We start from the raw sequence: 12,995 nt of genomic DNA, 5'->3' as shown, positions 1-12,995 counted from the left end.
CGCAACGTCCGCCTCCGGCGGGAACCCGCTGTCGTCAGGGCACGGGTGACAGAGGTCATAGTTCGATCGCCTCCCGGCGCAGAAGTCGGCGCAGGCCGAGGGTGAGCACGGCGACCAGTGCGAGGCTGACGAGCGCGGCAGCCGCGGCGAGCCCGAAAGCACGTCCTGCGTTGGCCTGGAACGCGCTCAGGTACACGTAGATCGCAGTCGTCCAGTTCTGGCTGTTCGGCGACGACGCACGCGTTCCACCGAAGACGAGGATCAGCTCGAACACCTTCACCGAGCTCATCGTCCACAGGATGGCGCAGACGGACACGACGTCCCAGGAGAGCGGAAGGGTGACCGTGAAGAACTGACGGATGGGGCCGGCGCCGTCCAGCGATGCCGCCTCGTAGTAGTAGGGCGGGATCTGGTCGACGCCCGACATGATGATGCTCGTGAAGTAGCCCGTGGAGGACCAGATGAGGATCGCCATGATCAGGGTGAACTGGTTATCGGGCGCCAGCCATTTGGGCGCGTCGGTGATGCCCACCCAGTGCAGCGCGGTGTTGACGAGACCGTTCGGGTTGAACAGCATCCCGGCGAAGATGGCGAAGATCAGCGCGTTGATCAGGTTCGGGAAGAACAGCACCGAACGCACGAAGTGCTTGCCCGTCATCTGGCGCAGTACGAGCGTGAGCGCGAAGGCGAGGACGAAGGTGATGACTCCGACGATCACGAGGATCTTGAACGTGTTCACGATCGACGTCGTGAAAGTGGGGTCGAGCCAGAGCTGCTGATAATTCGCCGTGCCGACGAAGCGCATGGGGCCGAAGCCGGACCACTTGTTCAGGCTCAGCCATGCCACGAACACGATCGGGGCGAAGTAGAAGATGACCATGCCGGCGAGTGCGGGGAGCACGAACGGCCAGAACACGCGGCGACGCACGCGCTCCATGGGCGAGTGGGTCGGGAACCGCTTGCCGCGGGCGGGCGAACCGCCCGCGGCAAGCGTGGTGGATGACGTCGTCAACCCTGTGCCTTCCAGTACTGGACGTGCGCGGCCTTGCCGTTGGCGACGAACTGGTCCGCCGTGGTCTTACCGAGCCAGAGGTCGCCGAACGCGGGGTCGAAGACCTTGCTGAAGTAGTTGCCGCCCTCGCCGTCGAACGTCACGCGCGGTGCCGCCTTGGAAAGGACTTCCTTGACGCTGGCGAGCTCGGCCGGCGCCTGGCCGTCCTTCAGCGCGGTCAGGTTGGAGGCTTCTGTCGTGATCTTGCCCTCGTACTTCTCCGACGAGAAGTACGCGATGAACGCCTTGGCCGCATCCGCGTTCTTGGCCGCGGTCGGAACGGCGAAGCCGAAGGGCAGCACGGAGACGCCGTCCGCCGAGGAACCGCCCGTGGAGGGGAAGTTCGCACCGGCGTACTTCCAGTCCGCGCCGATGGTCTTCGCCGTCTCGGCCGTGACCCAGCTACCCGTCAGGTAGAACACGCCCTGGCCCTGCGCCCAGGCGGTCTCGCCGGCCGGATACTGGCTGGCGTCGTAGCCCGAGACCATGTAGCCGTCGGTGATCAGCTGGTGCACCTGCTCCGCGGTCTTCTTCACCGCGGCGGAGTCCCACTCAGCGCCGGTCTTGTCTTCAGCGAGCTTCTTCATGGCTCCGTCGCCCGCGTTGCGGTTCAGAAGATAGTCGAACCAGTACTCCGCAGCCCAGATGGCGTCGCTGTCGCTGACGATGCAGCCGACGCCGGCAGCCTTCGCCGCGGCGCAGTCCTTGAGCAGATCGTCATACGACGCGGGCGCTTCCTTCACGTACGGGCTGTTCGCGTTGTAGAACAACGAGACCGTCGAGACGGTGTACGGGATGAGGTACTTGTTACTGGAGCCGCCGTACGCCGGGATCTTCTCGACATAGGACTTGTTCACGACGTCGGCAACCTTCTTGCCGTCGGCGTTCGTCATGCCCCAGACATCGCTGAGGTCGGCAAGAGCGTCCTGGCTGTTCAGGGCGGTACCGAGCTTGTCGTATCCCTGGTCCACCAGGTCCGGGGTCTTGCCTGCGGCGAGTCCGGCGGTCACCTGGTCGAGCACGTTGCGCCCCTGCCACTGCACCGTGACCTTGGCGCCGGTCTCCTTCTCGTACGCCTTGATCGCTGCGTCGATGACCTTGGCCTGCGGTTCCTTCTCGCTCCACATGGACCAGTAGGTGAAGCTTCCACCCTTGGCGTCGGATCCGCCTCCAGCGCCTGAGCAGCCGGCAAGCGCGAGCGCTCCGACGGCGACGAGTGCGACGGCGATGCCGCGAACTCCCTTGAGATTCATGTTGTTCCTCACTGCGTTGAATAGGGACTTGCATGGTGTGAATCGCACCGCATCGCGCGGACCTCCCGCAGAGAGGCGCGGCCACTGCTGGCGGTGGCCTGCCCGGTCCGACCCGGACGTCCCAAACGGACGTCGGAGCACGGCCAGGTCCGGGGGACGATGTCGCGCGGATTCTGGATCTGTTCTCGAGGATCTTGGTTCTGTATCGAAGGTTCGGGTTCCGTGTCGATGTTCACTCAGCGCCTGATGCTGGACGGGGCCACCTTGCCCCCGCTGCCTCACGCTCTCCTCACCGCTCCACATTCGGGCCGGCGCGATTGAGTTGGCAATAATAAAGCAGACTTTCAAACTAACCGCAACCCTGGAATATCAGGCCTAGTGGGGGCACCGATAGAACCTAACGCGGATACGTCAACTTTGAAAACTAAATGCTGAGCGACGTGACGCGCCCACACGAGGACTGCCACGCAGGCACAAGAAGCGCTAGAAACCGCGTCAAGACGACGCCTCTTGGGCGTGCGCAACCGTCCGTCAGACCTCGCACGCACCCCCGGCGGAGGACAGTCGACGCGCGACGAAGGTCAGTGCCCATGTCGAGCGACGAGAACGTCGAAACATCCCGTTCTCCAGAACGTGATCCAATCGTCACCCGCCCACAGCGCGAGGCCCTTCGACGGCACGACCAAGGCGCGGGTTCAGGCGATCCCTGGGGCACGCTCCGAGCCCACGAAACCCCGGACACCAAAGCCCGGTCGCTCCCGGTGCGGCGTGCGCGGGGAACCTCAGATCGGCTCCCTCACCCCGCGACGCGCTGTGAAAGCGCCCCCTGGACGCGCTCGATGAACACGCTCGCCAGGCCGGAAAGGGCGACGATGTCTCCGGACGGCTCCGAACGGATGCCTGCACGGTCGGTGCTATCGACCCAGTCCTGGTCACGGTGCCACCAGTCCGCATCCGTGATCTCACGGGCCCTCGGCCGGTCCGGATGATTCCCCGTGAAGAACTCCCGCCAGCGCGGCAGGTAAAGAGTACCTATCAGACCCTGCCAATCGCGTCCGGCGTAGTTGCTCAGCGCACCGGTGGTCGCGGGAACCAGCGGACCCCAGGTACTGAGGATCAATCGTTGACTGCGCTCGAGGCGATCTCGTTCCTCGGGGTCGCTGCCTGCGGCGCGGGCCTCGTCAAGAAATCGCCCGAGTAGCCAGAGCGGCTCCGTGCCGGCGATGGCATCGAGCAGTTCCATGCCTTGGATCCACATCCGGGTGAGTTCGTCATACCTCACGCCGTCGCACGCCCCGTACGCGTCGGCAATAGCAGGCAGCAGTTGGCGCGCAGTGTTCGTCACCGTCTGCCGAGCCACGTCGGCGAGGTCGAACCGGAACGCGCGATGGCGACCGAGGTCGTCGGCGGCATCGCTCATCAAAGGCAGCGCCTCGGCGAATGCGCTCAGGTCGTACGTCGCAGTGCGCGGTGAGAACAACGATGACGTCGACGCACTGAACGACGGCCAGGCGGCGAACAGCGAGTCATGCGGTTCCGAGAAATCGTTGTCGTCCGGGAGGGAGTACGCCGTTGCAACGATCCGCTGCCAGGCAGAGACCGCTGCCGGAACCGCCCGGCCGTAACGCGCGATCGTCCACTGCCGCACCCAATCGTCCACATCCACGCGACCGTCCCGCCACGCCAGCGAGGCGAAGAAGTCCATCGCCAGCGGGTTGTTCAGTCCCCCCTCCGGGAGCGCGGCGATCCCACGCAGTCGTGATGAAGGAACCTTCAGCCATTCCTCGACCCGGTCGTTCCATGTCGCAAGCTGGGCACCGAGGGCTGTGTCGCCGCCGAAGTTCCAGATCGCACCGAACGCGTAATCGACTCCGCGGAAGTCCTCCTCGCGATCGAGCGCAAGATGACGATCGGAGACACCGTCGACGACCAGCACCCTGCGCGGGTCCAGCGCGTCAAGAAGCTCCCTCCGCGGGTTGTCCTGCCAGGCCAGGAGCACCCACGTCGCACCAGGACGAGCCCGCTGCATGGCCCTTTCAATGCCGCGGCCGGCCTCGGCAATGTCGATCGTCGTCGTCCCGCCTTCGTGCAGCGGGTCGATCTTGAACATATCGACGGGGCCGAGGAGCCTGTCGACAGCATCGTAGAAGACGGACGCGGCTTCCGTGAAGAGCGTGGAGCGAGGATCGAGCCAGGCAGGCCGGTCGAACCCCTGCCAGTCGTTGCCCGGCACGTCCACGAAGGCATCGTCAGGGGTGCCGAAGTCACGGGGAACGACGCCGCCGAATCCGGGCACGACGGGCTCCACGCCCAGCTCACGCAGGCGGGCGATGATCCGCCGACCGAGTTGGATGCGTTTCGCGAGCAGTTCCTCCGACATCCCGCCGGGATAGGACGACATGTTCTGCAGCAGCCACCACGGCTGATGCGATGGCAACGGGATCCAGTCGAGCGCCTCGTCACGCGAATACCCGAACCTCGTGAGCAGATCCACATATGCGCCTTCGATGCCTACAGGAACGAAGATCTCGTTGAACCCCCTCGCGACGAGACCATCGATCAGCCGCTCCCAGTCCTCGAAGGTCCGGTATGCGCCGACGTACGAGTCCTCGGTGTCGTTGCCGTAGAACCGATGCTGCAAGCGCGCCCTTGCGACGATCGGCGCCTCAGGGGCGATCGGACCGATCCCGGAGACCGCGGACAGAATCTCGTCGAAAGGCTCGCCCGTCTTGGCCAGAACCGATCGCAAACCCATCAGCGCCGTCGCAGGCGAAGAGGCGGTGATGTGCGGAAGCCCCTCCGTGGCAGAAACGACGAACCCGTCTTCCGACATGGGGGCGATGTCGACCAGGACATTGCCCGCCGCCTTGCCCAGGACGCGGTCGAACGCATCTCGGGCAACCTGCTGTGCACTCGCGGTGACACCCGCCTTGGGGGCGGGGAGTCGCTGCGCTGCGCGCTGGTCGTGATTCATCAGAGCCCTTCACATGAATGGATTGCCCCGTGCGCGCCATCGATGGCGCGCACGAGTCCGGGGATGGCGTCGCCTGTCCCACGACCCAGGGCGGTGGGACAGGCAGGCTTCCGTGCTTTGCCGCCGCACGGCGCTCGAGCGCTCCCGGGAAGCCTGAAAACGCCGCCCGAGGCCTGCGTCGGCGCACGCGTGTTTTCGGCTACTACTTGTTGGCGCCGAGGGTTGCGCCTTCGATGATCCGGCGTCCCAGCCAGAGGAACACCGCGACGATGGGGCCGACGAGCAATACGACTCCGGCGAACAGCGCACCCCAGTTCGAGGTGTACTGAAGGCCGTAGTACATGTTCAGCAACGCGGCGGGCAGGGTTCGCTGGGCGCCGTCGGGAACGAGGAACAAGACGAGCAGTGTTTCGTTCCAGGCACCGAGGCCCGTGATGATGGCGATGGTCGTGACAGGTCCGCGAGCCACGGGAAGCATGATCTTGCGGAAGATGAGCCAAGGCCCAGCACCGTCGAGCTGCGCCGCCTCCTCAAGAGAACTGGGGAGCGAGCGGAAGTAGGCGGTGAGGACGAAGACCGTCCATGGAATAGCGGTCGCCGAGTAGAAGACCACCAGGCCGATACGGGGATCCCACGCCCCGGTCACCCAGTCGGTCATGAACTGACCGACGCTCGTGTTGACGACGAAGTAAGGGATCAGCACCGTTTGCATGGGCAGAGCGATGCCCATGGCGAAGTACGCCGTCAGAGTCGACGCCGTGCGATCCATGCGACGGGCAAGTCCATAGGCGGCGGGGAGGGAGAATCCCATGACGAGCACCAGGCTGGAGAAGACGAAGATCAGCGTGACGAGCGTCGCCTGCCCGAAACCCGCCGTGTCCCATGCGGTGACGTAGTTTTCCCACTCGATGTGCGTGGGCAGTGCAAACGGGCCGAGCAGAATGTCACGGGTGGACTTCAGACTCGTCATCAGGACCCAGGCGAGCAAGCCCAGATTGAACGCGACCCAGAGCCAGATACCGGCCTTGATCGCAGAGGGCACGATGTGATCGCCGAAGAGTCGACTGACCTTCCGCCCCCAAGACTCTGGGGGTCGGTGCCAGGGAGTATGTGCGATATGTGAAGTCACAGCTCGAGAGCCTCTCTTCTCGTCAGGCGCCGGGTGAGGCCCACGAGAACAAGGGATAGGAGGAACATGAGCACGCCGATCGCAGAGACGACGCCCAGATGTGGAAGACCGGACGGATCGTTGAACGCCATGTATTGCTGAATGGCGACGGTCCGAGCCGAGAGCGGCACACCCGAATTCGCGCTGCCGGTGAACGCGAGGACGATCTCGAAGACCTTGAGGGAACCGATGACCCACAGGACCGCGCAGGTCGCGAACACGTCCCATGAAAGAGGAAGGGTGATCATCCGGAAGGCCTGCACCTTGGTGACGCCTTCAAGGGAGGCCGCCTCATACAGATCCTCCGGAATGCCATCGACGGCCGACATGAGAAGGATCACGTAGAAGCCGGCCGCGGACCACGCGAGACCCGCGATGATGCAACGGAAGACGAGATCGGGGCCCAGCCAGGACTGCGGCGGGAGGCCGATCCAGGAGAGCACCTGGTTCAGCGCTCCACGCGAATCCAGAGCGAAGCTCAATGCGGCGCCGATGGCGATCGGAGAGATGATGTTGGGCAGGTAGACCACGGAGCGTATGAAACCGCGGCCCTTCATCTGTCGCAGTACCGCCATGCAGCAGAACGCCACGAGGAAGATGAGAATGCCTCCGCTGACGGCGAGCACCAAAGTGTTGATGAAGGACTGCCGGAAGGCGTCGTCCGTCAGGATGAAGAGGTAATTGCCGAAGCCCCGGAATGTGGCCTTCGTTCCGATACCGCTCCAGTCGAACAGACTGATGGCTGCGCCGTAGATCGCCGGCACCACGAACAACAGCGTGTAGACGAGGACTGCGGGCCAGATGAAGGCCCGCAGTCCTCCCTTGCGAGAAGTCATACTCACCGAGTGCCGCTCGCGATGTACGCCGCGGTCTTCTCCTTGCCCTGAGCGACGAACTCCTCGGGCGTGATCTTGCCGAAGACGAGCTGGTCATCCAGCGCAAGCAGAACATCCTTGTACCACGTCGGCGCATTGGCCGCGGCATTGTCCATGTAGCCGGTGGTCGCGCTGCTGTCGAGCACGGCCTTCTGCATGGCGGCCAGGGCGCTGGGCGCCTTGACGTCGGAGCGGGCCGGGATGTTCAGCGCATCGGAACCGATCTTCTCGATGTACTTCTTCTGCACCAGGAACTTGATGAACTCCTTGGCGCCCTTGGCGTTCTTGCCCTTGGCGTTGACGGTCCAGCCGAGGACGTTGAGTTCCTCGACCGACTTCGAATCAGCGCCGTAGGTCGGGAACGGGAAGGTGCTGAGCTTGGCGCTGCTGGGGACGACCGACTTGACCTCGCCGGCGAGCCACGAGCCGTTCAGGTCGAAGACGTAGTCGCCCTGAGCCCACGCGTTCTGCGCGTTCGGATAGCGCGAGCCATCGTATCCGCTCTGGAAATACGGGCGGATGGATGCGACTTCCTGTGCGGCGGCGAGGACCGCGGGATCGCTCCACGCATCAGCCGACTTGCTCAGGTTCAAGATCGCTCCCGGACCGTGCGAGCGCAGCATCAGCCAGTAGAACCAGAGCACGTTGTAGGAGGCGTTGCCGCCCTCCTGCGCGATCGGGACTTTCCCGGATTCCTTGAGCTTCGCGAACTCCGCCTTCAGATCGTCCCAGCTCGCGGGAGCCTTCGAGACCAGCTCCGGGTGAGCGTTCGCGTCGTACCACACGCCTCCGGAAAGGATGGTGTGCGGGATGAATGCCAGGCCGTCCTTGTCGGAAGCGGCATCGATCACGGACTTCGGGTAGTCCTCCTTGATCGTCGTGCTCTCACCCTCAGCTTTCGAGGACAGCACATCGGATAGGTCCGCGATCAGGCCCGCCGAGCGGTACGCCGGAGCGTTGTCGGGCGAGTCGTCGAACATGTCGGGCCCGGTACCCGAGTTTGAAGCATTGATGATCGCCGTCGAGCCGCCGTTGCCGAGCTGCTTGATGTCGACCTTGACACCGGTCTTGCTGGTGTAGTCCTTCGCCGCCTGGGCGAAGATCTTCGCCTGGGGGGTATCTGCCGGCCAGGCCGTCAGATACGTCACCGTACCGCCGGACTTCTCTCCGGCATCGCCTCCGCCGACCTTCTGGCCGCAGCCAGAAAGGGCGACGGTAGCGATGGCGATGGTGCCGATGGCCATGAATGATGCAGTGCGTCGCGACAACCTCATCGCGCGCTCCTTCCTATGAGGATATGAAGTGCTGGGTCATGCAGACCATCGGGGAGGCCTGCACTGGAAGTATTACATAAGGGGCTTACGTAATACAAGAGGAACTATTTATCCCAGTTCAAGGGATGAAAGCTCGGGGATCTTTCCATCGAGAACGGGATGTCCCACAACGTGAAGGTCACCCCCGGGACGCCCCAGCGAAAGGACCTCGACCACGTTCGGTCCGAGCGCCCACAACGGCCCCGGCGCGTAGAGCGTCTGTTGCGGCCCCCGAGCGTCGAGGCGTCCCAACAGGAAACCATTGAGCCAGACGTAGGCTTTCTCCCATCCCGGGAGTGAGATGAAGGCGTCGGCTCTCTGCGCGCAGATCAGCTCGGCGCGATAGGTCCCGGGACCGCCCTGCGCGGAGGGCGCCGGGAGCTCAGGGAGCGAGGTCAGCGCCTGCACGTCGATGGCTCGCTGGGTCCAGCCGTGAACGAGGCGCGAAACGCCATGCGCATCGATACTCACCCCGCCCAGCAGCCCCTTCGCCTCGCCGATATGCCGCCCGAAGTTCACCCGCCCCTCGTTCTCGACAACGACCGAGACTTGCGAGATCGCGCCGTTCCCCACCAACGACAGACCCTCGTCGAGGGCATTCCGGTCTACGCGATGCCGCAGCACCCCGTCCACGAAAACCCAGGCGCGATCACGCGGCTCGTGTACTCGCAGCGTGCTGTCGCCGAGAGGTATTCGCACATCCGCCTCGTAGAGAGTCAAACCGGATGCTTGGTGCAACGCCTCCTGACTGAGCGGCAGATGAGAAGTGATCTCGCCGGATGACGCAGCCCTGAGCGCAGTGAGGAGCGCCGCTCCGGGGGCGAGCGGGGCGGTCTGCGCTCGCTGACGCTCGGGGAGCGGTGGCGGTTCGGGCAGGGACGCGCCTGTCGCGGGGCCGAACAGTCGCCGCAGCGCCCAGAACTTCTCGGTCAGTTCCCCCGCTTCGCCGATGGGCGCATCCGAGTCGTAGGAGGTCACGGTGGACAGGTAGATCCCCTGGTCGATGTTGGCCCCGGGCCACGTGCCGAAACTTGTGCCGCCGTGCGCCATGTAGACGTTGATGGAGCCACCGGAGGCAAGGAGAGGCTCGATCGCCGCAGCCAAGTCGTCGGCGGGGCGCGTGTGGTGCTCGCGACCCCAGTGATCGAACCATCCGCCCCAGAACTCGGCGCACAGGAACGGCTCACCGGGTCTGCGCCGCTCGAGGACGCGCATTGCCTCACTCGCAGCGCTCCCGAAGTTCGCGGTGGCGGCCACGTCAGGCAAAGTCCCCGCGTCGAGCATGAGGTCCGTCGGTCCGTCCGAGGTGAACAGCGGCACGTCGATGCCGCGCGATCTCAGTCCGTCGCGCAGATGCTCCAGATACGCGCGATCCGTACCGAAGGATCCGTACTCGTTCTCGACCTGCACCGCGACGACCGGTCCCCCGTGCGACCTCTGCAGCGGCACCAGAAGGGGAATCAGAATGTCGAACCAGGCGTCGACGGGCTCGAGGAAGCGTGGGTCGCTGGTTCGCAGCGGGGTTGTTCCGTCGTACAACAGCCAGGTGGGCAGGCCTCCGTTGTCCCACTCGGCGCAGATGAACGGCCCCGGCCGAACGATGACCGAAAGCCCCTCGTTCTCGGCGAGACGGATGAATCGCGGCAGGTCCCGCCACTCGTCGAAATCGACCTGCCCCCGCTCGCGCTCGTGGAAGTTCCACGCGACGTAGGTCTCGACATGGGTCGCACCCATCGCCGCAAGGCGCTTCAGGCGATCGGTCCACAGGTCGGGATGTATGCGGAAGTAGTGGACAGCACCGGACAGCACCTGGCCGTCGTCGATCCACGTACGTGCGTCCGTCGTCACAGCGTCACCACCTCGCCGCGCTCGCGCGCGCGTTCGGCCGCCCACACCAGCTGGTGCGACTCGAGACTCTCACGTGCGGGCGAGAGGCCGCTACCGTCGCGGGCCGCGACAGCATGCAGGAACGCCTCCACCAGACGACCATCGGCGCCGCCATGCCCATCCGCCGCGCTTGCGCCTCCTGCAGGCATCGTGTCCAGGATCCGCGTCTGTCCCGTTGCGAAGTCGAGGATCGTGAGGTTCTGGCCGTCGCCGTCGATGGATCCCTCCGTCCCGAAGATGCGGGTCTTGCGAAACTCGAGCTGCGTGAACGCGACCGCGGTGAAGGCGGCCGTCGATCCATCGTCGAACTCGAGATTCACGACCTGGTGATCGGCGACATCGTTCTGACCGTTGTAGACGCATGCGCCGTAGGGTCCTGTCTCCAGAGCGTTCCGCACGGTCTCGGCGGTGGGGTTCGGCGTGAGCACGCCGAGGGGCCACACGCGATACGAAGGATCCTCGAGGAAGCCCTCGTAGATCTGCGTCGCCGAGTAGGCGCAGGTCTTCTGAAGCGGGCAGTCGACACAACGGTTCGCCGCCTTGGCCGGCTTGTTCTCGGGCCGGAACCAATACAGCCCCCCGAAGGAGGAGACCCGTCGCACCGGACGCCCCACGATGTACGAGAGCCAGTCAAGGTCGTGAGACGACTTGGCCATGAGCATGGAACTCGATGTCTCCTCGCGACGCCAGTTGCCTCGGACGTACGAGTGGGCGAAATGCCACCATCCGATCGGCTCGAGGTGTTCCACTGACACGATCTTTCCGATGGCGCCAGCCCTCAACAGCTCTTTCAGGGCTCGCGTGTAGTCGCTGTAACGCATCACGTGCCCCACCGCCATGATCACGCCCGTCGCCTCGACAGCCTCGACGATCTGCGTCGCTTCGCCCTCCGTCGGTGCGATCGGCTTCTCGAGCAGGATGTCGAAACCTGCATGCGCGAACGCGACCGCAGGGGCCGTGTGGCCGCGGTCCTGTGTGGCGATGACGACCGCGTCGGCAGACCGAGGCGCGACCACCAGGTCCTCCCATGTGACGAACACAGCCTCGGGCGAAAGGGAGAACTCCGCGGCGAAGAGCTCCCGACGTACCGGATCAGGTTCGGCGACCGCGACGACGACGGCACCGACGTTCGCGGCGAGCCGCGCGTAATTGGTTCCGCGCGATCCTGCGCCGACCACAGCGAGACGGACTGGGGTGGACATGCGACTCCTCTTGCTGGCCTTCCATTCCTGGCGAACGCTCAAATTATATAGGGCCCTTGTATAATTTCGGAATGACGACCTCTTCGCGAAAGCCGCCGCTCCCGCACGACATACTGAGATTCGTGCAGGAACTGGACGGAAGCGAAGTCTCCACGCTGAGACGCATCAATGAGCGAGCCGTGCTCCGGTTCCTGTTCGACAAGCCCGGTGAGCACTCCGTCGCCGAGATCGCCGCAGCATGTGCCCTCAGCCGCCCCACCGTGGAGGGAGCTCTCGCGCAGCTTGTTCAGGACGGATGGATCCTCGAAACGGCTGCACAACCGCTGGGCCAGCGCGCCGGTCGGCCAGCCAAGCGCTATTCCCTCGCTGACCGCGCCAACGTGCTGGTCGGCCTCGACCTGGGCCCCCACGGATTCGTGTGCGTCGTCACGACCCTGCGCGGGGAGCCGCTGGCGAGCGTGCGGTCTTCTGAGATCGACCTCACGGACGGTGAGACGGCCTTCGACGCGGTGCAGCAGGCGATGGCGAGCGCACTGGCCGATGCGGACGCCCAGGAACAGGATGTCGTCGCCCTAACCGTGGGCCTGCCGGCGATCGTCGGCGCAGACGGCGGGATCGCCCTGACGGTGGTCGTACCGCAATGGCAGACGTTCGACCTGCCGGCTCGCATTCGGGGACGATACGGCTCGATGCGGGTGATCTTCGAGAACGACGCCAAACTCGCCACCGTCGGTGAACACGCCTGGGGCAGCGCCGCGGGCACGCAGAGCGCAGTGAACGTGCTGGTCGGGCACCGGGTGGCTGCGGGAATGATCATCGACGGTCGACTCGCGCGCGGTGTGCACGGCGGCGCCGGCGAGATCGGCGCCCTTCCTTCGACCCGCTGGGCGAGCGCGCACCGGAGGCTCGCGGACGCAACTGGATCCATGGACCAGACGCTCGACGCCATCGCGCATGACGACCCGCAAGCACTCCGACAACTGCAGAAGTTCGCGGACGACCTCGCCCGAGGAATCGCGGCACTCTGCCTCGCCCTCGATCCGGAGGTCGTCGTGATCGGCGGCGGCGTGGCGCAGCTCGGCGAGCGGCTGCTCGCCCCACTGCGCGCAGCCGTGGCAGCGCTCACGCTCTTCCCGATCGAACTGCGCATCTCACAGCTGGGACAGTCCGCGGTGGCACTCGGCGGCATCGCACTGTGCCGGGAATACGTGACCGCGACGGTCATGCAGATCGGCTGACGAGAGGGGGAGGGGCGCCGCCGGCCACACCCCT

At 65.0% G+C, this 12,995-nt stretch carries 9 protein-coding genes; 1 reads left to right on the top strand and 8 read right to left on the bottom strand.

The features are described from left to right. Positions 1-55: 55 nt before the first annotated feature. From AC1DCT_RS12650 to AC1DCT_RS12615, 8 genes are all read right to left on the bottom strand, one after another. Positions 56-1,012: a carbohydrate ABC transporter permease gene (locus AC1DCT_RS12650; RefSeq protein WP_441977424.1), complete on the bottom strand. Its 957-nt coding sequence runs from the start codon at positions 1,010-1,012 to the stop codon at positions 56-58. After that, positions 1,009-2,304 carry an ABC transporter substrate-binding protein gene (locus AC1DCT_RS12645; RefSeq protein WP_477229789.1) on the bottom strand — a complete coding sequence of 432 codons (1,296 nt, stop codon included), beginning with the start codon at positions 2,302-2,304 and terminating at the stop codon, positions 1,009-1,011. Before AC1DCT_RS12645 ends, AC1DCT_RS12650 begins: the two co-directional genes overlap by 4 nt. Positions 2,305-3,100: 796 nt before the next feature. Beyond that, positions 3,101-5,278 (bottom strand): alpha-N-acetylglucosaminidase, encoded by a 2,178-nt coding sequence (locus tag AC1DCT_RS12640; protein ID WP_477429567.1) that lies wholly within the window; start codon positions 5,276-5,278, stop codon positions 3,101-3,103. A 202-nt stretch (positions 5,279-5,480) separates the two neighbouring features. Further along, positions 5,481-6,320, bottom strand: a complete 840-nt coding sequence (locus AC1DCT_RS12635) for a carbohydrate ABC transporter permease (protein ID WP_440733011.1) — start codon at positions 6,318-6,320, stop codon at positions 5,481-5,483. An 83-nt stretch (positions 6,321-6,403) separates the two neighbouring features. Then, positions 6,404-7,213, bottom strand: coding sequence for a carbohydrate ABC transporter permease (locus AC1DCT_RS12630; RefSeq protein WP_477229791.1), 810 nt, complete (start codon positions 7,211-7,213; stop codon positions 6,404-6,406). A 71-nt stretch (positions 7,214-7,284) separates the two neighbouring features. Next, a complete protein-coding gene (locus AC1DCT_RS12625; RefSeq protein ID WP_440733009.1) occupies positions 7,285-8,595 on the bottom strand; it encodes an ABC transporter substrate-binding protein in 1,311 nt (436 codons plus the stop codon). Positions 8,596-8,703: 108 nt separating this feature from the next. Then, positions 8,704-10,482: a glycoside hydrolase family 35 protein gene (locus AC1DCT_RS12620; protein WP_477429565.1), complete on the bottom strand. Its 1,779-nt coding sequence runs from the start codon at positions 10,480-10,482 to the stop codon at positions 8,704-8,706. Next, entirely contained in the window at positions 10,479-11,723 is a 1,245-nt protein-coding gene (locus tag AC1DCT_RS12615; protein ID WP_477229793.1) for a Gfo/Idh/MocA family protein, read from the bottom strand. Before AC1DCT_RS12615 ends, AC1DCT_RS12620 begins: the two co-directional genes overlap by 4 nt. Before the next feature lie 71 nt (positions 11,724-11,794). On the opposite strand from AC1DCT_RS12615, the gene AC1DCT_RS12610 reads away from it, so the two are divergent. After that, a complete protein-coding gene (locus AC1DCT_RS12610) occupies positions 11,795-12,961 on the top strand; it encodes an ROK family transcriptional regulator (protein ID WP_441977430.1) in 1,167 nt (388 codons plus the stop codon). Positions 12,962-12,995 lie beyond the last annotated feature (34 nt).

The organism is Microbacterium sp. 10L49 (genome assembly GCF_056395125.1).
Note: the sequence above shows the minus strand (reverse complement) of the source record. Positions and strands in the feature narration are given on the sequence as shown.